Raw genomic sequence first — 21,806 nt, 5'->3', positions numbered from 1 at the left:
CTCCTGGGCGAAGTTCGCGCCGGGTGTCAAGGAGTCGGCCGGCAAGACCAAAGGCAAGGCCACCACCGGGCACGGCAACCCCTACCTGGCCCGAGTGCTCGGCGAGGCCGCCGTGGCCGCCGGCAAGACCAACACCTTCCTCGGGGAACGCTACCGGCGCATCGCCCGCCGCCGCGGCACCAAGAAGGCCATCGTCGCGGTCGGCCGCTCCATCCTGATCATCGTCTGGCACCTGCTATCGGACCCGGATGCTCGCTTCCACGACCTGGGCCCCGGCTTCTACGACACCCGCATCGACGCCGAACGCCGCAAGCGCAACCACATCCGCCAACTCCAGGCCCTCGGCTACAAGGTCACCCTGCAGCCAGCCGCCTGACCGGCGCACCTATTCGGGCGCTACTTGACCCGGCTCCGCTACGCTGCGCCGGCTGCTGCCGTCTGCCCGCTCACCGTTGATTTTCGGATTAGTCGAAGTGGCCCCTGTGGGGACGCCGTGCGAGCGTGAAAACTGGCTCATGTCAGGCGAAGTCGGTCGGTTTTCCGGTCAGAGCACCTGCGAGCACCGGCTCAGAGCACCTGCGAGCACCGGCTGAGAGCACCTGGCGAAGCCGAGCAGGCGGCCACGCAGGCCCGTATCCGGCTCATCGACCGAGCCAGGGGCGACCGCGACCGCCACCGCCCGCAGGCACGCCGAGCACGCCTGGGAGCTGCTCGAGAAAGGCCCTCACGGAGCGGCAGGAGCAGGAGCGGCAGGTGCCGCTGGTGCCGCGTCCTTGCGGCACTGCTGGCTCACCAGGGTGTAGCCCCTGAGGGCCGCTCTTGCCTTCTGACGCTGGTTGGTGACCAGCAGCGCGATGACCTGATCGCCCTGCTTCGCGGTCTCCAGGCAGGCCGGGGAGGCCGACGGCCGGACCTCCGCCGTGGTCGAGGGGACAGGGGCCGGCTGGGTCACGGACGGGACCGGCGCCGCGGTGCGCACCCGCTCGCCACCGGTGCGCCCACTCGCCACGGCGAAGCCGAGCACCACTCCGATGGCAAGGGTGACCACCGGGACGACGAACCAGGACCACCTGGTGCCGCGGGCCGCCGGGAGCGCCGGGAGCGCCGGGAGTGCCGGGCCCGCCGCTGGCGCCGTGGTGGGGGCCGGCTCGGACGGCTCCAGGTCGAACAGTGACCCGAGCCCCAGCGAGCCGGGCCCAGGCCCGTCCTGGGCTGCCTGGCCGGAGTCGCGCCGCGCCCGCAGCGACGAGAACGAGCGTCGGATCCGCTCAAGCTCCTGCCGTCGCTCGTGCTGGTTGGCGGGCATGCTCCTGCCTTCGAGACGGGGTCCGGACCGGCGACCCGGGCCCGGACCACCAGCCCGCAAGTTAGCCACAACGCCCCAGGAGTGCACAAATCGCCGAGCCAAGCATTGCGCCCCCAAGCATTGCGCCCCAAAAGCATTGCGACCCCAAAGCGTTGCGACCCCTTCGCCCCGCCTGTCCTGCGACAGCCGCCCACCAGTTGGTTGGTGGTCGCTGAAGGTGGCACTCGGTCTGAGGAGGTCGATCCTGAGCGAGGAGGGGAGAGCGCATGGGAGTTCCCACACGCCGCCGTGACCGCATCCAGGGTGGCGCCCAGCCCCGCGCGGTCGCCATCCGCCGACCTGGCGGCGGTCGGCGAGCCCCGGGGTGGGCAATCGACCGGCCCGTTCTCCTGAGACGCTCAGGCTCGACACGGACGGTGTGCGGCTTTCAGACGACGAGATCACCGAGCTGAACCAGGCCGTGACCCGCAGCCGGCAGCGGTCGGAGGAGCTGCGCCCCCGGCTGGCCGAGAGACCCGCGGGCGCGCGCACCGGCGAGTTCGTCGCGGAGACCGTCGCTCGCCATGCAGGCGCTCCTGAACCCGATGACGCGCTCGTTCGGGCGGCGAAGTCAGGCGACCCGCGAGCGCGGGAGGAGATGATCGAGCGGTTCATGCCGTTGGTCGTTTCCTTGGCGCGCTCGTTCCGCGTCGAGGGCCTCGACTTCGCCGACGTCGTCCAGGAAGGATACGTCGGACTGCTGCGGGCGCTCGAGCGCTTCGACCCCGACCGCGGCGTGCCGTTTGCCGCATACGCCATCCCGTGGATCCGCTACAGCCTGCAAGAGCTGCGAAGCGACTTCATGCGCCCCATGCGCCTGCCGCGGCAGGCACTCCGCCAGCTCTCGCAGCTCAAGCCGGAGCACGATCGCATCTACGCAGCCGAGCGTCGCGACTTCGAGGCCGTGCACCGGTGCGGAGTGCTCGCTGCCGAATCACGAGCCGGTCAGTACAAGTACTCCGACATCGAAGTGGCAGCAGCCCACCTGCACGGAATGCTGGATGAACTGAGGTGACGGGCGCTGGGCTGCCTCCCACGTGGGCCCCCATGGCGGTATGGCATCGCCTAACACGTGGGCCCCATGGCGGTATGGCATCGCTCCCGCGAGCTGCGCCAGCTCGACCTCGACGGCGCCGGGCGTTTGACCTCCAGCGCCATCGTTCAGAGCGTCGTATGCAGCCCGTGCAGCACGCGCGTCAGCAGGTCGACGCTGGGCGGTTGGCCCGCGGCCCTCGGCTGGTACACGTACACCAGCCCGTCGTCGGCCAGGTCCTCTACGAGGATCCTGACCACGTTGATCGGGATGCCCAGCCGCGCCGAGACCTCTGCGATCGAGAGGGTCTCCCGGCACAGCTCGACAATCGAGCGCCGTTCGAGCGCCAGCTCCGCCGACGCGAGCGTCCCGTGGCGGCTGGCGGAGACGAGCGCCTCGAGCTCCAGGTCGGCCCGGGTCGGGTTGGTCCGCCCGGCGGTCATCGCGTAGGGGCGGATGCGACGGCGGGGGTCGTCCCGCCCGGCCTTATGGGGCTGCGGCCGCGCGCCTTCGGGGTGGTCCGCGCCGTTCATGGGCGTCCCCGTCTCGCCCGGCCGCGGCCAGCCGGAGCCACCCGACCGTCAGGGCGCAGGACGCTCGGGTGGCGCGACATCGTCGCTCCTCCACCGCAGGCCGGACCCCTGGTCCGGCGGCTGCGGCGCGCCGTCCGGGCTGCCTGGGCTGTCTGGCTGCTGTCCCTGGGCGACGCGGCCGCGCTCAACGCCCTGCCGGAAGCTCGACAGCATCCTGCTCACGTCTCTGGGGTCGCGGGGGCGCGCGGGAGCGGTCGCGTCGCCCGCCGCGCGCAGCCCGGCGGTGCGTGTCGGGCCACTGCCGGGCTCGGGGGCCGGGGCCGCGCGCGGGATGCGGTGCGGGAGTCCGTTGCGCAGCGGCGGGCCGGCGCCTGGCACGGGCTCGCCGGACGGCGCGCCGTCGACATCCGCGTCGCCGTTCGGTGCCGGCCCGCCCGGCCGGGCCGCCTCGTGGCGCGGGAGCCGAAGGTCGTCGGTCCCGACGTGGCGCCGCAGGGGCACGTGCGCCTGGTCGACCGGCTGGTCCGACCAGGCCTGGGGTGACTCGAGGACCGCCAGGCCGCCGCGGCCGGCGTACTGGCCCGCGAGGTGGCGAGCAGGCCATCCCGGCTCGGGCAGCGCGCTCGTCCCCGGTGGGCGGACCAGGATGTCGTTGGGCAGCAGGACCAGCGCCGCTACCCCGCCGTACCAGGAGTGGCGCAGCTGCACCCGGATGCCGTGCCGTTTGGCCAGGCGGGCGACCACGTGCAGCCCGATCCGGCGGGAGAGCGCGAAGTCGATCGCGGGCGGGTCGGCCAGCTCCCGGTTGGCCCGGGCCAGCTCCTCGTCGGGCATGCCGACGCCCTGGTCCTCGATCTCCACGACGTGCCCGTAGGTGATGGGCAGGCCGGCCACCGTGACCTTGGTGCCCGGGGCGGAGAACATGGTCCCGTTCTCGATCAGCTCGGCGAACAGGTGGATGACGTCGACGCAGACGGGTCCAACGACCTGGAGCTCGCCCATCGGCAGCGGCTGGACCCGCTGGTAGTCCTGCACCTCGGCGACAGCGGAGCGGATGACCACGTCGAGCGGGACCGGCTCGTCCCACCGGGTGGGCAGCTCCGCGCCGGCCAGGACGATCAGGTTCTCGGCGTTGCGGCGCATCCGGGTGATGAGGTGGTCCAGCCGGAACAGCCGGTCGAGCGTGTTCGGGCGAGTCTCGTCCTGCTCGAGCTCGTCGACCAGCTCCATCGACCCCCTGACCAGGTCCTGGGTGCGCTGCGCCAGGTTCTGGAAGGTGTCCGCGATCGATCGGCGCAGCCCGGCCTGCTCCGCGGCGACCTTGATGGCGACCTCGTGGACAGCGTTGAACGACCGCGCCACCCGGCTGATCTCGTCCTGCGCCGAGGCGTCGAACGGCGACGCCTGCCCGCGGATCGCCACGTCGGCCTGGTCGGGGTCCCGGAGGCTCTGGATGCGCTCCACCGCCTCGGGGAGCTCGCGCCGGGCGACGTCCTCGGCGGCGTCCTGGAGCTTGCGCAGGGGGTTGACGAGCGAGCGGGCAATGAACAGCGAGAGCAGGGCGGTGACCAGCAGCAGGGCGACCGTCCCGGCCAGCCAGAGCAGGGTCTGGCGGTTGGCCGAGGCCGCGACCGAACGGCTTGTTCTGACCAGATCGGCGGCGAACTCGCGCTCGACCCGACGGAGCTTCGCGACCCGTTCGGTCATGGCCGCAAACCAGATGCGGTCCAGCCGTTCCCCGGTGCCCACCGCTCTCAGCTCCGTCGTGCTGCCGCTCAGCGCGGCCTGCTCGATCGTGACGGACCGGTCGACCTCGGGGCCGCTGGCGACGCGCTGGTAGCGGGCGAACTGGTCCGGCGTGGCACTGGCCTTGAGCTGCGCGAGCCAGGTCTCGCGCTGGTCGACGAACGAGATGAAGCGCTTGAAGCGCTGCCGCCCCGAGTCGCTGCCGAGCAGCCCGGAGACCTGGAAGCCGCGTTCGAGGTCGATGGCGTCCTTGACGTGCGAGAGCGCGACGAAGGCGGTGACCGACCGGAACAGCGCCTCGTCATCGGTGCCCACGGCGATGTTGGCGTTGAGGTCGAGGAGGGTTGACAGGGTCCCGCTGTATGCGTTCTCGACCGCGTCGGCGGTGAAGGCGGGGCTGCTGTTGGTGTCGATCGTCCGGCGGTAGACGGCGAGCCCGTCCAGCTCCTTGAGCGCCCGGTCGAGGGCCTGGCGCAGCTTGGGGTCGTAGCCGTCGGCATCCAGCCCGGCGGCGAAGTCGCCGAGCGCCGCGACCGTCCGGTCAACCACAATCCGCTGGGTGACCATCCCGTCGCGGGGGACAGCGGCCCGGTTCGCTCGCGCCGAGACCCAGCCGCTGCTCAGGGTGCGCTCGGCCTGGAGCTCGTGGACCAGTGTGTTGCCCCGGACCGCGAGTTGGGCCAGGTCGTTGACACGGTGGGCCTCGGCGCCGCGCGCAAGGCTGCTCCCGATGCCGGTTGCGGCGAGGGCGATCAGGCCCGCGAGGGGCAAGGCGAGGATCGCGATGACCTTCGAACGGATCGGCGCAGTCCGCAGCATGGGCGCTTCCTTACGCGTCAGGACAAAAAGGGGAGGTTCTGGCCTCTTTTGCCGATGCCACCGTGCGATCGCCGGATGGGCCGAGTCGCCCGGCGTGACCAGAGCCGTAGGTGAGACAGGAGAGCTGCGGCGACGGTTCGCCACTTTTACGCTAGTCGTCCGTTTGTGTCGGACAGCTTGGCTACGCTAAATCGCTGAAAGTACGCAGCGCAAGCATCGTGATAAGCCTCGCAAATCCGAACCGGACATCTCGCCCTGCGTTGGTCAACAGCGCGACCGGGATGCATACTTCGCGGCGAACTCCGCGGCTCCTCCCCGCCACTACCTCCCTCCGGTCACGGCCGCCAGGCCAGACGCACTCGAAGAGGTCGCCATGCGCCCCAGGAAGCCACACCTCGTGCTGGTCGTCCTCATCCTCACCGCCACCCTGGCCGCCTGCGGGCGCGAGGCGGACAAGTCGAGCCGGCCCCTCGTCATCGGCTCCGGGCAGAAAGGGACCACGTTCCTGTCGTACGGCAACGCCATGCAGGCCGTGTTCCGGTCGTCCCTCGACGGCTACGACCCGGTCATCAAGCCGTCGAACGGGTCACCCGAGAACACCCGGCTGGTCGCCAAGGACCCGAACGCGGTCGGCATCGTCCAGTCGACCGTCGCTGCCGACGCCCTCCAGGGACACGGCGAGTTCGAGCAGCCGATCACCGACCTCCGGGTCCTCGCCAACCTCTACAGCAGCTACGTCCAGCTCGTGACCCTGCCCGAGCGGGGCATCCGGTCGGTGGCCGATCTCAGGAGCCGGCGGATCTCGGTCGGGTCCAAGGGCTCGGGCACCGAGGTGAACGCCGTGCACGTCCTGGAAGCCCTGGGCTTGGTCGGGGGCAGGGACGTGCAGGTGGTACGGCTCAACGCGACCGACTCGTTCGAGGCGCTGCGGCGCGGCGAGATCGACGCGATGTTCCGCAGCGACGGCGTGCCCGCCCCCGGCATCGCCAAGCTCGCAGAGCAGCGCAGGATCGTGCTGGTGCCGCTGGACGAGCTGGTCCGGCCGCTGCAGCAGCGGCACGGCGGCCAGACGTACATCGCGGGGACGATCCCGGCCGACACCTACGCGGGCATGAGCACCGCCACGGCCACCCTCGCGGCGCCCAACCTGCTGGTGGTGAACCGGGCGATGGACCCCGACCTCGCCTATCAGCTGACCAAGGCGCTGTTCGAAAAGAGGGCCCAGCTGGTCGGGATGGAGCGGGAGGCCGGCCACCTGGATGAGCTCGGCGCCCAGGAGGTCGCGCCGCTGGAGCTGCACCCGGGCGCCGCCCGCTACTACGACGAGCTCCTGCGCTGACCGCCGGCCCGCCCACTCTCGGCAACGGGCTGGCGGAGACTGTCGCCTACGGCGCGGCCGCGACCGTCCGTCCGGCCTGAGGTGCCCGCGGCGACCTCCTCTCATCCCACCCCCTGTTCTTCGGGCGGCTGCTTGTCGAACAGCCCCAGCCGGTGTGCCACCGTGGCGGCTTGCACGCGGCTGGTCACCCCCAGCTTGCGCAGGATGTTGGAGACGTGGACGCTGGCGGTCTTGGCGCTGATGAACAGCGCCTCACCGATCTCGCGGTTGGACCGGCCAGCTGCGACATACTCGAGCACCTCCACCTCCCGCTCGGTCAGCCCCAGCTGCTCAAGTTGCGACGGCGTGGCCGGCTCCGCCTCCTCGCGAGCCTCCTCGAGGGCGATCCGGGCGCGACGCGCCAGCGCGGTGACCTCGTCCAGCAGAGGCCGGGCGCCGAGCCGCTGTGCGGCGGCGTGGGCCTGGCGGAGGGGCTCGGCAGCCCGGTTTGGCGGCTGCTTCTGTTCGAGTAGTGCCTCGGCCAGGCGCCACTGCGCGTAGGCGGCCGGGTAGGGCCGGCGAAGGGTCAGCCAGGCGGTCGCGGTCGCGCGCCAGCGCGCCGGGTCCGAGCGACCTGCCAGGCGGGAACGTTCCCCGTCGGACAGGGCCCCCACCGCACCGGCGGTCACGACCGGGCTGGCGCCGGGTACCAGCGGGTTGGGCGTCATGGCCGCGGCCTGGGCGGCCAGGCCGTTCGCGGCGTGCAGCGCCGCTTCGACCCCCTCTGGATCGCGGCGGGCGCGTGCCTGCTCGGCCAGGTCGGCTGCCACGCGCATGCCGAGGCAGAGTAGCCGGCCGCTGCGCACCTGCTCGCCGGTGCCGGCCACCAGGTCAAGTCCCTGCTGGACCGCTGCTTGCGCCTGATCGAGCCGGCCCTGCCACGCCCGCACCTCGGCGAGGAGCTCTGCGTACCCGCGGGCGAACTTCGGGACGCTCCCCAGCATGCGGTCCTTGATGGCGGCCAGGTGAGCCTCTGCCGCCCGGAAGTCGCCGCGTGCGATCTCAAGCGTCGCCACCATGTGGACCTCGTGCATCGCGACCCCGTGGCCGTTGCACCTTTCCTCGGGTCTGGCCTGCGCCAACGCCTGCCTGGCCAGGCTGTCGGCCTCGTCCCACCGGCCCAGCTTGAACAGCGCCTCGGCCGCCTTGACCAGCAGGACGTTGTCGTGCCAGCGTTCGGCAAGTCCCAGTCGCCGCAACGGCTCTCGACCCGAAAGCGACACCTCTACCGCGTCCTCCAGGCGGCCCGCCCGCAACAACACCTCGCCAAGCCAGCCGCAGGCATGCGCGAGCACGTGGGGATCGGCGTGCTTGTCGGCCAGCCGGACGGCCTCGCGCAACGACCCGATGCCGGCGTCGATGGCGCCGCGCGCCGCCTGGGTCCATCCCACCGCGATCAGCGCCTCCCTCAGTTCGCGTTCGGCGCCAAGCCGACGCGCGATCGCGAGGGCTTCCTCACCGGCTGCGTGTGCCTGCTCGTCGTGACCGGCGCGGAAGAGGACCTCGGCGAAGCTTGCCAGCACCCGGGCACGCTCCCTGGTGGGCGGGTCCGCCGGGATGAGGCGGACCGCCTCGCGGAACGCCTCAAACGTGGGGGCGTCGTCCCAGGTGACGCCTTCGAGGCACACGCCGCGGCGTTCGTGCAGCAGCCCAGCCCGAACCGGCTCAGCCACAGGGTCCACCTCGCGCAGCGCCTGGTCGATGAGGGCCAGCGCGAGGTCACCGTTGTCGATGGCGAGCGCGGCCTGGGCGGCCCGGCGGAGTACCTCGACGCGGTCCATGCCGGCGCGCATTTCGGCATGGGACACCCGATCCCACAGCTCCAGCACGCGCTCGGAGTGGCGCAACGCCTCGGCGTAGGCGTGCATGGCGTCGGCCTCCACCGCCGCGCGCGCCGACCAGGCCAGCGCGTTGGGCAGGTCGTGGGCCCGGTAGCAGTGGCCGGCGATCTCGGCGGCCGAGGCGGTCTGGCCTGGCTCGCCCCACCCGACCCGCTCGGCAAGGGCGCGGGCGAGCGCGGCGTGCAGCCGGGTGCGCTCGCCGGGCAGCAGCTCGCCGTAGACCGCCTCCTGCAGCAAGGCATGCCGGAACACGTACGCGTCCTCGTCGGGCGAGACAACGAGTAGCTGCTGGTCGACGGCCTCCCGCAGGCCGGTCAGCAGCTCGGCCTCGTCCGCGGTGGCTACTGCGGCAAGCAGCCGCTCATCGACTCGATGGCCCGCGGCAGCCGCCACCCGCAGCATGGCCTGGGCTTCCGGAGAGCAGTCGCCGACCCGGACCAGCAGCACGTCACGGAGCCGCGACGGCAGCCGCGCGCCGAGGCCGTGGGCGGAGGCGGTGGCCAGCTCCTCGGCGAAGAACGGGTTGCCCTCAGAGCGCACGAAGATCTGTTCGACCAGCGCTGGCGGGGGCGACCCCAAGATGCCGGCCAGCTGCTCGGCGAGCTCCGCACGCGAGAATCGTTGCAGGTCGAGCTCTTCCATACGGCTGCTGCGGTGCTGCTCAGCGAGCCAGCGTCGTACCGGATGAGACCGTGGCAGCTCGTCGCTGCGCCAGGTGGCCACCAGTAGCAGCCGCTCGTCACGCAGGTTACGAAGCAGATAGGAGAGGAACTCGAGGGTCGACTGGTCCGCCCAATGCAGATCCTCGATCACCAGGACGACCGGCGCCTTCTGGCAGAGCCGACCGAGCAGCCTGAGCAGCGAACCGAACAGCCGGGCCTGGCCCATCTCGCCCGCCAGGTCAGGGTCAGGGGGCAGCTGGTCGGACTCGCCGAGCTCGGGCAGCAGGCGGGCCAGTCCACCGCGGTCGCCAGTGAGCAGGGCCGCGACCGCTGCCGGGTCGAGCCGTCGAACCAGGTCGCGCAGTACCTCAACCAGCGGCGCATACGCCAGTTCACCCTCGACCAGCGCGACACAGCCGCCGGCCAGCACGCTGGCGCCGGCACCGGCGGCCCGGATGGCGAACTCGGTGACGAGTCGGGTCTTGCCCACGCCGGCCTCGCCAGCGACCAGCACGGCCGCCGGGTCCCCTGCCGCCACCCGCTCCAGCGCCGCCCCGAGCCGCGCGAGCTCCTCGGCGCGGCCGACGAGCCTGGGGCTGCTGATCCACCCGGCCATGCCGGGATTATCCGGCCGTCGGGTAAGGAGACCAAGACGACAGATAAGGGCCTTGCGGTCGCCAATCTGCGGCTTCGCCCAATGTGCCTTGCACCCTGACGGGCCCACCCTTCCCTGAGACGGCCGCACCGGTGGCCAAGCAGAGCAGCCTGTCGGAAGGAAGAGTCACCGTGCGCTGCACCCCAGGTGAGGTATGGAGCTCCGCGTGACCGGTCCCGGCGAGTACCGGGCCTGGTCGGCCACGCTGGCGACCGCGTTCGGCGAGACGCCAAGCGACGAGCGCAGCGACGCCTACCGTCCTTTGAACGAGTGGGACCGCACCATCGCCGCGTTCGACGCCGACCGCATCGTCGCCACCGGCGGTACCCTGTCGCTGGAGCTCACCCTGCCCGGACCGGTCACCGCCCGGGCCGGCGGGCTGACCGCCGTGGCCGTGCTGCCCACCCACCGGCGCCGCGGCCTGCTGCGGGCGATCATCGCGTGGCACTTCGCCGACTGCCAGGCCCGCGGCGAGACGCTGTCGGTCCTGGGCGCCTCGGAGGCGGGCATCTACGGCCGCTTCGGCTACGGACCGGCCACGCTGCAGGCCACTACGCGATCGACCCTCGCTGGTCGGTGTTCGGCCGCGCACCCGCACCCATCGGCCGGCTGCGGCTCCTCGACCCCGGCGAGGCCGGGCGGGTCCTGCCCCAGCTGTACGACCGGCACCGGCTCGGCCAGCCAGGGGAGGTGAGCCGCAGCCCGGCGCGCTGGGCGCTCGACCTCCGCGATCCCGCCTGGCGCCGCGAGCCGAGCCAGCCCCGCCGCTACGACGTGGTCTACGAGCCCGCGCCGGGTCGGGCGGACGGCTATGCCACCTACCGGGTGACAGCCGGCTGGTCATCCGGTCTGCCGCACGGCAGCGTCCAGGTCGACGAGCTGGTAGCCCTGTGCCCCGAGGCGACCGTGGCCTTGTACCGCTACTGCCTGCAGCTGGACTTGGCGACCACGGTCGCGTTCCTGCGCCGGTCGCCGGAGGAGCCGCTGCGCTGGCTGCTGGCCGACCCCCGCCGCCTGCGGGCCACGGCAGTCGGCGACCGGTTGTGGCTGCGGCTGCTGGACGTGCCCGCGGCGCTCGCGGCCCGCCGCTACGCGGTCCAGGGAACGCTGATCATCGGAGTCACCGACCAGCTGCGCCCGGCCAACCAGGGCACCGTCCGCCTCGAGGGCGGCCCCGACAGCGCCGCCTGCCGCCTCACCCGTGGCCAGTCGGACCTGGCCTGCGACGTCGCCGACCTGGGCGCGGCCTACCTGGGCGGAGTGAGCTTCAGCATGCTCGCCCGGGCCGGTCGGGTGGTCGAGCACAAGCGCGGCGCCGTGGCCCGCGCCGACGCGATGTTCGTGCTTCAGCCCGCCCCCTGGTGCAGCACCGTCTTCTAGCCGAGCACGAGCGCCGATCTGACAGGTCCACTCGCCAGCCGCCAGCAACAACCTGTGTATCAGGCTCACCCCGCTTTGGCTCCTTTTCCTGAATCGGCGAAGCTCGGGAGGCAAGACATGCGCCCCAGTCGCGGAAAGCCAGCGATCGCCAGACTCTGCGCCCTCGTGATCGTCACAACCTTCCTGGCTGCGCCTGCGAGCCCGGCCAAGGCCCAGCCGAACCCGCCGGCACCATGCCCCACAGCCCCGCCTGGAACGACCTTGCCAAGCTCGTCGAGCATGAGCCCCGGCGCCACCGAGCCTGCCGGGTCGACGGAACCAGCCACGGCATCTACCGAGCCCTCGAGCGGCTCGGCGGAAACGACGCAGACCTCGAGCGCGCCGACGGAGACCTCCACCCGCCCACCAGACTCGACGACTCCGCCGGAAGCGACCACCGACCGATGTGACACCCTCCAAGCGCTGCAACAGGCGATGCCGAGCGTGATCGCCGGCTCGCTCAACCCGCTCACCACCACCCCCGACCCAGGGGCGGCGCTGACCACCAGGGGAGACGACGCGAAGGTCGACGTGCCAAAGGACCCGGCCGGCAAGGTGCGGCTGGACGGGTCGAGCGCCCCGCCGATCGCGATTGGGCTGCCCACCACCCAGAGCGCCAAGCAAGCTGTGGCCGCCAACCAGGGTGTCGCCGTCTACCGGCAGGCGGCTCCGCAGACGAATGTCGCCGTACAGCCCGTCGGGCTCGGCGCCGTCCGTGTCATGCAGGTGATCACCGGCCCAAAGGCGCCGACCACCTATCGGTTCCCGCTGCGGATCCCCCGAGGCGGAAGCATCCAGCGAGCACCTGGTGAAGAGGACCGTTACGTGATCCTGGATGCCAACGGCGACGGTGTCGCCAGCATCTCGGCGCCGTGGGGCCACGACCACGACGACCGCTGGGTCCCGACCCGCTACCGCCTCGACGGCCAGACACTGGTGCAGCAGGTGGACCATGGCGGGTTCACCTACCCGGTGGTCGCCGATCCGCTGGTGAGCCTCGGCTGCGCCTGGTTCCAGTGCAGCGTCTACCTGTCACGCTCGGCGACGAGGGCGCTCGGTCGTTTCCTCGGAGCCTCTTCGGGAGCTACCGCCGTTGTGATCGGCAAGGCGGCCGCACGGGCCTGTCGAAGGCTCAGCAACATGACCGCGACGGCGCTGTGCATCGTCGCCGGCGAGATCCTTGGCCAGCTCCTCATCGACACGCTGACCGATGCCAGCAATCGAGGACGGTGCCTGCGGATCCGCTTTGGCCCACCCCTCCTGCTCAGCGTCGGCTCGCTGTCGGCCAGCAACTCGCGCTACTGCAGCGACGGCGCCCGTTATGGCAAGTCCCGCCCGCTGCAGCCAGGCGAGCGGCTCGTCAACGCCAATCACGCCACCTACCTGATCGTCGGCGGATCGAAGCTGTGGATCCCGAACCGCGAGGAGTTCGACGCCCAGGGCTACGACTGGTCCAACGTCGAGGTGCTGTCCCGCCGGGCGCTCCGCCAGTTCGGGGACGTCCCGATCGACGGCACGCTCGTCAAGGAGCGTTCCGACCCGCACACCTTCGTGATCTCCGGCCGTCATCGCTGGTGGGTCAAGGACCGGGAGCAGTTCGCCCGAAATCACTTCGACTGGAAGGACGTCCACGTGGTGCCGAACGGCTCGCTGGTGTCGTGCCCGTACGCGGGCCCGCTCCCGTAGAGGGCTCACAAATCCCTACAGTTCTTGTTTCCCTGCGGGGACGCCGTGCAGGCGTGAAAACTGGCTCATATCAGGCGAAGTCGGTCTGTTTCCGATCAGCACACAGGCCGACCACTCCGGCGGGCAAGGCACATCAGACGGTCGCACGGTCAGGATCCCGCACCCGAGGCCACAACAGCCCGGCCAGCCCGACCGGGACGCTGAGCAACCCCCCGCCGACCAGCACCGCCGAGGCACCGATCACCGCGGCGACCGGCCCGGCCACCGCGAGCGCGACCGGGTACAACCCGACCGAGATCAGCCAGTCCAGCGACGACACCCGGCCCAGCACCCGCGCGGGCACGCGCTCTTGCACCAGGCTCGCCCAGATCAGGTTGCCGAACTCGAACAGGAACCCGATCGCGCCATACAGCAGCGCGATCACCACGACGGCCCGGGCGACGCCGACGCCGGCCACCAGCAGGCCGGAAGGGATCCACGCGGCATACATCGCCGTGACCCGCCAGCGGGGCACGCCCAGCTGCCCCGCCAGCAGGGCAGCCAGCCCGCCGCCGATCCCGAACGCGGCATACACCAGCCCGAGGGTCCCGGCGCCGGCGCCCAGCCCGCGCACCACCACCGGCAGCAGCACCGCCAGCGGCCCGCTGACCAGGAAGTTCCCGAATCCGGTGACGACCAGGGTCACCCAGATCCACGGCTGCCCGCGGGCATAGGCGAACCCCTCACCGACCTCGCGCAGCACCCCCGTCGCCGCCTGCCCGGGCCGCGGCTGTGGCCGAAAACCGATCATCGCCAGCGTGGCGACGCTCACCGCAAAGCTCGCCGCGTCGACCGCGAACGCGGCGGCGGTGCCGGCCGTGGCGATCAACAGGCCGCCGAGTGCGGGCCCGGCGAACTGGGCGGCAAGGACCCGGCTCGTGGTGGTGAGCGCGTTGGCCGGCAGCAGCAGCTCGGCTGGCAGCAGGTCGGGCACCAGCGCGGTCGACGCGGGCAGGAAGAACGCGCTGGCCATCCCAGCGACCGCGCCAAGGGCGGCCAGGTGCCACAACCGAAGCTCGCCGGTCACGGCAAGGACCGCAAGGGCCCCGGCCGCGAGCCCTTGCACCAGGTCGGCGACGAGCATGACCCGGCGCCTGGGGAACCGGTCGCTGATCACCCCGCCGAGCACGATCAGCAGGAACCGAGGCCCGGTGCGCGCAAACAACACCAGCCCCAGGGCGGTCGGGCTCGACGACAGCCGCAGCGTCTGCCAGGCCAACGCGACCATCAGGACGCCATCGCCGAGCAGCGAGATCGCCTGCCCACCCCACAGCAGCCGGAAGTCCCGCTCGGCCAGCGGCCGAACCAGGCCAGCGCGGCTGGTGCCCGCCTTCAACCTCGAACACCACGCTGCGGCTCAACGAGCGCCAAGTCCACCTCCGCTGCCACGAGCACGGCAAAGCCTACGCGGCCGGGCTGGAGGAGGCCTCTGGTCGGCACGGTGGTCCCCGCGCTGGGCGTCGGTCACGTCCCGCCCGGTGTCGCAGTGCGCCCGTGGAGCACCAGGGCCCAGGTGAGGCAGCCGAACCCGGCCGTGGAGGCGACCGCGCGGGCGATGTTCCAGCGGACCCATCTCGCTGCCGGCCAGGCGTCAGTACGGAATGAGCCCTTGACCCGGCGCAGTGGGTGGAGGTTCCCGGCCTTGGGCCGCTTCGCACCAGCGGGGAGGACGCCGCCGCAGCCGGGTCGCAACTGCGGCGGCGTCCTCTACGGGATGGGGTCGGTGACGTCACCTCTGAATTTGGATGGCCTCGCTATCTGTTTCGCTGCCGCAGGTGGAGAAGTTCGCCGTACAGCCGAAGATCACGGCGCTTGCGACGGCGGTGCCCTGCTTGAAGGCCTTCCCTCCAGTTGCTTGGACGCGGACGCGGACCTGCTGACCCGACCCGGTGCAGCCAACAGCAGTTGAACCCGTGCCCTGGGCGACACCCGACCCGGCGCGCTGGGTGACGGTGACCTCGACGAATCCGGTGCTGGGCGCCGCGTTGCAGGTGACCTCCAGGGGCACGTCCACCGCGGCTCCCCGCGCGACCAGTGCCGCCGGAGACTCGACTTGGACGTCGAGGAACAGCCCTCCGGAGAAGAACGCGACCGCCGGGCCGGCCGCGGCGAACAGCGCCAGCACGCCGCCGGCTGCCAAAGCCACCACTGCGGCGGCAACCTTAGTTCGCAATCTGGTTCTCATCGGTCTCCTTTCGTTGAGCAGTGAGCGACAACGTGCGGGCATTGGCACCATCGGGTGCCGGCAGGACGGCGCCGGCCAGCAGCGTCACGGTGAGCAGCACTGCTGGCAGGTGCCAGACGAAGTCGAAGCCGCTGTGGACCCCGAAGGCTCCCGTGGCCGCCACCACGCCCGCCCAGATCCCGCCTACGGGGCAGGTGGCGCGCGTGCTCCACAGCAGGCGGGCGATCGCAACCAGCAGGACCGCGAGCAATGCCAGGCCCACCAGGCCGAGTTCCGCCGCGACCTGGGCGTACTCGTTGTGTGCGTAGCCGAAGAACTGGGTGCCACCGTCGTGCCCCTCCCATCGCAGGTCGGCGTGTCCAGGTCCGGCGCCGATCAGGGGATGCTCCGCAATCACCCACAGGGCGGCGTGCAGCGCGCTGCCCCGGTCGGGTGAGGCGAGGTTGATCCGCGCCTCGGCGACCGTCCGGACCGCGCCGCCACCGGTGACAAGCCCCGCGACGAGGCCTCCGGCGAGTGCGCCGCCCAGCACGAGCGCGACGGCCGACGACCGTTCCAGTCGCGTCACGATCGCTGCAAGGGCCAGCCCGGCGGCAAGGCCGGCGAGAGCGAGCGCCGGTCGCGGCGGGCTGGCGACCGGCATCGATGGCACCAGACAGGCCAGCGCCAGCAGGGCGCCCGCGCACGGCCCGACCGCCGCCCGAGCGGTCGCGCGAGGCCCTCGGAGCCCGGCGAGCACGAGCAGGCCAACGACGAGCGCGAGCGCACCCGCGCGACTCATGGTTGCGGCGAGCCCAGCCAGCAGCCCGGTGGCCGCGACCACCAGCGGCAAGGAGCGCGGCGCCGCGACCAGTCGCGCGAGCACGAGCAGGGCCACGGGCGCCAGCACGGCGGCCGTCGCGTTGGGGTAGCTCAACGTCGACGAAGCGCGCCAGATGCCCTGCGCCTCGAACGCCCAGGAGCCGACGCGGCCGGCAACCCCGAGCCAGCCGGCCAGCGCCACCAGCAGGCCGATGCCGGTGACGCCGATGAGCAGGACCTCCCGGTCTTCCTGCCCGAGGCGGCGGCAGACGAGCAGCACCGCGACAACGCCGAGGAGCAGCAGCGCCGGCCGGACGCCGGCGGCGGGGACGCCCTGCAGGGCAGCGTCGAGGACTGCCCATGCCGCCAGTGCCGCCGCCGGAGCCACCGGCCGAAGCCGAACGTCACTGCGGGTCGGCGGCCACGCCACCAGCACCAGCACCGTCGCCGCCGCGACAAGCACCCCGACGTAGCGCTGCACCGAGGTGTAGTAGGCGCCCTGGCCGAGCAGCCCGGCGGCGACCGCTACCAGGAGGAGGAGTCCGGCCAATCCGGTGGTCCGGCGCTCCGACACGCCATCCGCACTGGCATCGCTTCGGCCTGCGCTCGCTACGAACATGCCACCCCTCAGCGCATCGCCTGGTCCGGCCTGGTTTGATAGCGAATGCCCTCTTACATGGCGAATGGTCTTACATGGGCGAGTACCATAGTGGGCCCGAAAGTGTGAAACAAGCCCCTACGACGCAGACTGCGTGAAGGTGGTCCGGTCCGATCCGGTCCGATCCGGTGGCGGTCGGGCCGGACGGCATGGCGAGCCTGTCGAACCTGACCATCAGCCTGCTGCACCTGGCTGGCTACACCAACACCGCACCATCCATACCCTCGACTGGGTTCCCGATGTCCTGATCGACACCTTCAACCGGGTCATCGGACCTGGGGACGCCGCCATCGCGGTAGCGACGTGTCGCACGCGGGAACCGGTCGCCGGCGCTGCGGCGAAGTTCGCCCCAGGCCTGCATCTGACCGACATGCCGGACTACTTCTCGTCGACGATGCCGCTGACCGACGAACGGTTTCGAAGTGCGGATGGCCCCACACTCCACCGTGTTGCCAGCGACATGGTGAACCACTCGCACCCCGCCGTACGGCGGATCGTCGCCGAGGCCGACATCCTAGTGTCCAGATGCGACGCAGCGGCAGCTCGGCTTGAGTCTCACCAGGCAGTCGCTCGTATTATCTTCGGTGATCTTGTCGACGAGTGCATGAGTCCCACAGGCGGATCTGAAGAACAGGCGGCGTGCCTCTGTTCACGCAGCCTTCGTGAACCCTCCCCAGCTCACAAGCAAGCCACTCGTAGCGCCGAAGTTCGACATCACCCCTTGCAGCTCGCGCAGCGTCGGGGCATCCACCTGGCTGCCACCTGACTTGACCTGCACAGCCAGCATCGCGCCGTCGAGCCCCATGCTGCCCTGGCCAGCCAATGTGTCGACTCCACCGTCCGGGCCGGCAGGCGAGACCAGGGTGACGAAACCCTCCGCGCGAAGAATCTCGCCAACAAGCTGCGCGAGTTCATGACCCCGGAAGCGTGCCGCGATGCGTTTGCCGATATGATCCCTGCTCAGTCGGTCGAAGTCGACGGGTACGGCTTCCTTGCTTTCGTCACTCGGAACCTCTGGCGCTACCACGGGCTCCATCGTTGGTTCCCGGCAAGCAGTGCCTCGATCCTCTCCTCTGCATTGTTCCGCTTAATCTGGCAGACAGTCATGAAGGCGCCAAGAGAGTAGAGGAAGTCCTGATCGATCTCGCTACGAGGGACGTCCTCACGAATCCACTGTACTGGTCGCTGGTGCCGGATCTGGTCAGGGCATCGGGATCGAAGCGATAATCGCCCGTCACGCGCCCGAATGCAACGGCGGGAGCACTCTTGAGGGAAGGGCAACTAGGTCGACCTTCTCAATGCGATGCGTGAAAGCGTCCAGCTGGCTTGCCCAGTCGGTAACGGTCGATGGCTTGGCGTCTGGATGATGCTCCTGGAGTCGACCGCGAATGGCATCCAGCGAGCGTGCTCCTGACAGATCGCCTAGCTCGGCCCAGCCGACCCCGACCACGTTGTGACTCAGGGCGTGGTTTTCGCCTTCTCCCCGTCGGCCGCAGCGGACGAGCCACAAGGTCATGGATGCGTTCCCTCTGCCGCACGCTCTGCATTCACTGTCTGCTCACCTTCGGACAACTCGCCTCGGAACGCCTTGGCCAAGACCGCCTGCGAGCTGCGGCCGACTTGGCGGGTCGTCTTTTCGACCCCCGCAAGTAGGTCGTCAGCCACGCGGAGCAATTTATCGACTCGTCGAACGATCTCGGATTGTTCTTCGGGACTGGGCACCGGGACTGGGAGCTCCTTCAGTCTCGTCATACTCAGCGAGGCTAGGTTGACAGTCTGCTTGCCTTGGTCGATGAAGTAGCTTGCGCCGATAGAATTGCCGAACCACGAGTAGAAGCGTGACTGCATCCTCGCGTCGCGGAGCCGGGCTCGAAACACGTGATTCTGGTGGATGCACTCTTGGATCTGTCCTTCCCAGATCCAGCCTCGGCCAAGCTTGTCGCGATCTCCACCCTCGTTGAACAGAATATCGCCGGCTTGGAGCCTAAGTACTGGCGTATGGAAGTTCGTGCGTGGTCAGGAGCCGGCTGGCGGGAGGCGCTCCTGCCAGGCGGTGGGGTCGGCGAGGTAGAGCCCGCAGGCGCAGTCCAGGGCCTCCTCGGGCGAGCCGACCGGGAGCCCGCTTGGCAGCACCGAGTCCTCGTACCCGTCGCGGCTGGCCAGGTAGACGGCGAAGCCCCACAGGCTGGCCGAGCCGGCATACCGCAGCCGGCACAGCGGCAGGACCTCGCCGCTTTCGAGTTCGCCGTCGAGGTAGGCGAACCGGCCCCGGAAGCGGACATCGACGCTGGCCAGGCCGGGCCAGCGCTCCCGCTGGCGCTGGCGGAGCCGCTGGCCAAGTGAGGTCTTGGTGGACTCGGGGATCGCAGGTGGCATCGCGCCATCTTGCCGGATCCGCCCGGGGCGTGTCGCATCGCATAGGCTCCCTCCCCCGGCCAGCCAGCGGGGCTGGCCGGGGGAGGGAGGGATGATGGCACGAGCAGGTGCGCGCAGCCCGTTTGCGGTCACGCTGACCGCCTCGCAGCGGCGCTTCCTCAAGGCCCTGGTGCGCAGGCCCACCGCCCAGCAGCGCCAGGTGACCAGGGCCAGGATCGTGCTGCTGGCCGCGGCGGGGTGGGCCAACCAGGCGATCGCGCGCAAGCTTGGGATCGCGCCGAACACCGCAGGCAAGTGGCGCAAGCGGTTCTTCAAGGAGGGCTTCGACGGCCTGGCCGACCGCAAGCGGTCCGGCCGCCCGCGGGTGTTCGGCGCGGCGGTGGTCGCCTACGCCAAGGCGGTCGCCTGTGAGCTGCCGGCGACCCGAGGGGTGCCGCTGTCGCGCTGGAGCCTTGGCGAGTTGCGCGACGAGCTCATCGCCACCGGGCTGGTCAGCCAGGTCTCGACCACCACGCTGTGGCGCTGGCTGGCCGAGGACCCGGTCAAGCCCTGGCAGCACCGCTCCTGGATCTTTCCCCGCGACCCCGCGTTTGCCGCCAAGGCCGGGGTCGTGCTGGACCTGTACGAGCGGGTCTTTGACGGTGCGCCGCTGGGCGAGGGCGAGTACGTCATCAGCGCCGATGAGAAGACCTCGGTCCAGGCGCGCTGCCGCTGCCACCCGACCCTGCCACCGGGGCGGGCCAGGAGCATGCGCGTGGAGCACGAGTACGAGCGCCGCGGCGCGCTGGCCTACCTGGCCGCCTGGGACGTGCACCAGGCCCGCCTGTTCGGCCGCTGCGAGCCCACCACCGGCATCGAGCCGTTCGGCCGCCTGGTCGCCCAGGTCATGGGAAGCGAGCCCTACGCCTCCGCCGAGCGGGTGTTCTGGGTCGTCGACAACGGCTCATCCCACCGCGGCCAGGCGTCGGTCGAGCGGCTGGAGGGCGAGTACAAGAACCTGCGCCTGGTCCACCTGCCCGTGCACGCCTCCTGGCTCAACCAGATCGAGATTGTGTTCTCGGTGATCCAGCGCAAGGTCCTGACCCCCAACGACTTCACCGACCTCGCCGAGGCCCAGCAGCGCCTGCTTGCCTTCCAGGCCCGCTACCAGCAGGCCGCAGCACCGTTCGACTGGCGCTATACCCGCTCGGACCTGGACCGACTCCTGCGCCGCCTGGACGAAACAGAGCAGCTCACCAAGGCCGCATGACCACCACGCACGAACTTCCATACGCCAGTACTAAGGTCAGCGATCTTCAACTCAGGAGCCGGAATCGTCTTTATCTCCGACAAGTCGAGCCACCCGCGCTGAACATTGGCGACCCGGAGATACGAGACTTCGCGAGTCGGTTCACCTGGCTTGAGCTTGGCGCCCTTCTGTATACCCCCGCGTACGTCTGCAATGTCTTGTAGCTGCACCCACGGCCAATCATCCGGCGTCTCAATTAGCGGTGACACATCTCGGCGAGGCGTTACGGCAATCTCGGAACGCTTGAGGTGCTGCTCGCGCCAATCGGCGGTGAGGCGGCCAGAGCAGGCAGCGGCTAGAACGGCCTGACGGAAACGCCCAATCACCCGATAGGCCGCGCGCAGGTGCGCGCTGGAGGATTCTTGTTTGGACTCGGCTATTCCGAAGAGCCGAGCGAGCCATCGCTGCTCGGTCATCGGCGGCACCGGGATCGGGATCTCAGCGACGTCACGAGAAGACAGGTGCGTGACGGTAGTCGATGATGTCACGTCGTGGATCGCCTGCAGATACCCGGGAAGGACATACGTCAGGAAGTCGAGGTCGAGCCGTTCCGGGTCCGGCGTGATCTTGCACACCCGTTGATTCAGGAGCGCTTGAGGACCCTGCCAACGCGTGCAGTTGAAATCGCCGTCCATTCCGACGAGAAGCTCGCCTGGCTGTACGAGATACCGTTCTGCGTAGTCACCCACGTAGCCTACTTCGGTGCGCTTGTTGAAGATGTCACGAATGCGGATAAGCGGCTTGCCTCCGTTTGGCACGAACTGTTTTGACTTGAACGCGAAGCCATTGAGGATCGTCGCCACCTCGCCCAGAGGCCGCCGTGACCAAGAATCTGGTGCTGCAAGGAGTCGCGAGCCGGATTCCTCCACAATCCGTGCGGGTGAGATCGTGAGGCTCACTCCTGACCTCCATTGCCCTCCAGCAGGCGCTGCATGTCTCCGAGGTTGTCGAGGGCAAGCTGAAGCTCTTCCATGGCAGTAGTGATCAGTTCCTCGGGCTCCAGTAGCTCATCGGGATCGTCGAGTTCTTCATCGCGGAGCCACTTGAACGCATCGAGCTTGTAGTGACGCTCCTTGACCTCCTCGACGGTGAAGCTTCGCCAGCGGCCATCGGGCGAGTCACTGTCCTGCCGCTTGCTGCGCCCGTTGGCGTCGCTGCCGTAGACCCGCTCGAACTCGGCGAAGTGCGCTGGCGTGAGGGGTCGGCTCTTCTTGGTGATCTTGGGGACGTTGGCCCGCGCGTCGTAGATCCAGACCCGCTCGGTCGGGCGGCCCTTGGTGAAGAAGATGACGTTGGTCTTGGTGCCTTCGGTGTACGGGCTGAAGGTGCCTCGCGGGCAGCG

General features: G+C 70.3%; 20 protein-coding genes. 7 read left to right on the top strand and 13 right to left on the bottom strand.

Translation table 11 applies throughout. The features are described from left to right. A partial coding sequence (locus tag VG276_16860; GenBank protein HEV8651013.1) for an IS110 family transposase occupies positions 1 to 376 on the top strand: 376 nt, incomplete at its 5' end. A gap of 348 nt (positions 377 to 724) precedes the next feature. Here VG276_16860 and VG276_16855 read toward each other — a convergent pair. Next, entirely contained in the window at positions 725 to 1,306 is a 582-nt protein-coding gene (locus VG276_16855) for a hypothetical protein (protein ID HEV8651012.1), read from the bottom strand. A 364-nt stretch (positions 1,307 to 1,670) separates the two neighbouring features. Here VG276_16855 and VG276_16850 point away from each other — a divergent pair, with 364 nt between their 5' ends. Beyond that, a complete protein-coding gene (locus VG276_16850) occupies positions 1,671 to 2,360 on the top strand; it encodes a sigma-70 family RNA polymerase sigma factor (protein HEV8651011.1) in 690 nt (229 codons plus the stop codon). Between the two features lie 146 nt (positions 2,361 to 2,506). Here the strand turns inward: VG276_16850 and VG276_16845 are convergent, their stop codons facing one another. Together VG276_16845 and VG276_16840 are read right to left on the bottom strand one after the other, a co-directional pair. Further along, a complete protein-coding gene (locus VG276_16845) occupies positions 2,507 to 2,911 on the bottom strand; it encodes a DUF742 domain-containing protein (GenBank protein HEV8651010.1) in 405 nt (134 codons plus the stop codon). A gap of 48 nt (positions 2,912 to 2,959) precedes the next feature. Then, on the bottom strand, positions 2,960 to 5,476 hold the full coding sequence (locus VG276_16840) for a nitrate- and nitrite sensing domain-containing protein (GenBank protein HEV8651009.1): 2,517 nt from the start codon (positions 5,474 to 5,476) through the stop codon (positions 2,960 to 2,962). A gap of 373 nt (positions 5,477 to 5,849) precedes the next feature. On the opposite strand from VG276_16840, the gene VG276_16835 reads away from it, so the two are divergent. Continuing rightward, the gene (locus tag VG276_16835; protein ID HEV8651008.1) at positions 5,850 to 6,815 is read left to right on the top strand and encodes a TAXI family TRAP transporter solute-binding subunit; all 966 of its coding nucleotides are present in this window, start codon (positions 5,850 to 5,852) and stop codon (positions 6,813 to 6,815) included. Between the two features lie 101 nt (positions 6,816 to 6,916). Here VG276_16835 and VG276_16830 read toward each other — a convergent pair whose 3' ends face one another. Beyond that, on the bottom strand, positions 6,917 to 9,973 hold the full coding sequence (locus tag VG276_16830; protein HEV8651007.1) for an AAA family ATPase: 3,057 nt from the start codon (positions 9,971 to 9,973) through the stop codon (positions 6,917 to 6,919). 205 nt (positions 9,974 to 10,178) lie between these two features. On the opposite strand from VG276_16830, the gene VG276_16825 reads away from it, so the two are divergent. Both VG276_16825 and VG276_16820 read left to right on the top strand, forming a co-directional pair. Further along, positions 10,179 to 10,706 (top strand): GNAT family N-acetyltransferase, encoded by a 528-nt coding sequence (locus VG276_16825; protein HEV8651006.1) that lies wholly within the window; start codon positions 10,179 to 10,181, stop codon positions 10,704 to 10,706. After that, the gene (locus VG276_16820) at positions 10,703 to 11,392 is read left to right on the top strand and encodes a sterol carrier protein domain-containing protein (protein HEV8651005.1); all 690 of its coding nucleotides are present in this window, start codon (positions 10,703 to 10,705) and stop codon (positions 11,390 to 11,392) included. The genes VG276_16825 and VG276_16820 overlap by 4 nt, the downstream gene beginning before the upstream one ends. A gap of 65 nt (positions 11,393 to 11,457) precedes the next feature. Here the strand turns inward: VG276_16820 and VG276_16815 are convergent, their stop codons facing one another. Continuing rightward, entirely contained in the window at positions 11,458 to 11,790 is a 333-nt protein-coding gene (locus VG276_16815; GenBank protein ID HEV8651004.1) for a hypothetical protein, read from the bottom strand. A 76-nt stretch (positions 11,791 to 11,866) separates the two neighbouring features. On the opposite strand from VG276_16815, the gene VG276_16810 reads away from it, so the two are divergent. Then, a complete protein-coding gene (locus VG276_16810) occupies positions 11,867 to 13,117 on the top strand; it encodes a hypothetical protein (protein HEV8651003.1) in 1,251 nt (416 codons plus the stop codon). 133 nt (positions 13,118 to 13,250) lie between these two features. Here VG276_16810 and VG276_16805 read toward each other — a convergent pair whose 3' ends face one another. From VG276_16805 to VG276_16780, 6 genes are all read right to left on the bottom strand, one after another. After that, positions 13,251 to 14,492 (bottom strand): MFS transporter, encoded by a 1,242-nt coding sequence (locus VG276_16805; protein HEV8651002.1) that lies wholly within the window; start codon positions 14,490 to 14,492, stop codon positions 13,251 to 13,253. A gap of 393 nt (positions 14,493 to 14,885) precedes the next feature. After that, positions 14,886 to 15,281 carry a hypothetical protein gene (locus VG276_16800; protein ID HEV8651001.1) on the bottom strand — a complete coding sequence of 132 codons (396 nt, stop codon included), beginning with the start codon at positions 15,279 to 15,281 and terminating at the stop codon, positions 14,886 to 14,888. Positions 15,282 to 15,318: 37 nt separating this feature from the next. Next, on the bottom strand, positions 15,319 to 16,692 hold the full coding sequence (locus VG276_16795; GenBank protein HEV8651000.1) for an O-antigen ligase family protein: 1,374 nt from the start codon (positions 16,690 to 16,692) through the stop codon (positions 15,319 to 15,321). Between the two features lie 757 nt (positions 16,693 to 17,449). Continuing rightward, positions 17,450 to 17,827 carry a restriction endonuclease gene (locus tag VG276_16790; protein ID HEV8650999.1) on the bottom strand — a complete coding sequence of 126 codons (378 nt, stop codon included), beginning with the start codon at positions 17,825 to 17,827 and terminating at the stop codon, positions 17,450 to 17,452. A 485-nt stretch (positions 17,828 to 18,312) separates the two neighbouring features. Continuing rightward, complete coding sequence (locus tag VG276_16785; GenBank protein HEV8650998.1) at positions 18,313 to 18,648, bottom strand: restriction endonuclease subunit S; 336 nt, start codon at positions 18,646 to 18,648, stop codon at positions 18,313 to 18,315. Between the two features lie 168 nt (positions 18,649 to 18,816). Continuing rightward, positions 18,817 to 19,176, bottom strand: a complete 360-nt coding sequence (locus tag VG276_16780; GenBank protein ID HEV8650997.1) for a hypothetical protein — start codon at positions 19,174 to 19,176, stop codon at positions 18,817 to 18,819. A 91-nt stretch (positions 19,177 to 19,267) separates the two neighbouring features. Here VG276_16780 and VG276_16775 point away from each other — a divergent pair, with 91 nt between their 5' ends. Further along, positions 19,268 to 20,425 carry an IS630 family transposase gene (locus VG276_16775; protein ID HEV8650996.1) on the top strand — a complete coding sequence of 386 codons (1,158 nt, stop codon included), beginning with the start codon at positions 19,268 to 19,270 and terminating at the stop codon, positions 20,423 to 20,425. Here the strand turns inward: VG276_16775 and VG276_16770 are convergent. Both VG276_16770 and VG276_16765 read right to left on the bottom strand, forming a co-directional pair. After that, positions 20,353 to 21,363: a restriction endonuclease subunit S gene (locus VG276_16770; protein ID HEV8650995.1), complete on the bottom strand. Its 1,011-nt coding sequence runs from the start codon at positions 21,361 to 21,363 to the stop codon at positions 20,353 to 20,355. The two genes, VG276_16775 and VG276_16770, sit on opposite strands and share 73 nt — an antisense overlap. Further along, on the bottom strand, positions 21,360 to 21,806 hold a 447-nt coding region (locus VG276_16765; GenBank protein HEV8650994.1), incomplete at its 5' end, for an N-6 DNA methylase. The genes VG276_16770 and VG276_16765, both read right to left, overlap by 4 nt.

The organism is Actinomycetes bacterium, assembly GCA_036000965.1.
Classification (GTDB): Bacteria; Actinomycetota; CALGFH01; order CALGFH01; family CALGFH01; genus DASYUT01.
Note: the sequence above shows the minus strand (reverse complement) of the source record. Positions and strands in the feature narration are given on the sequence as shown.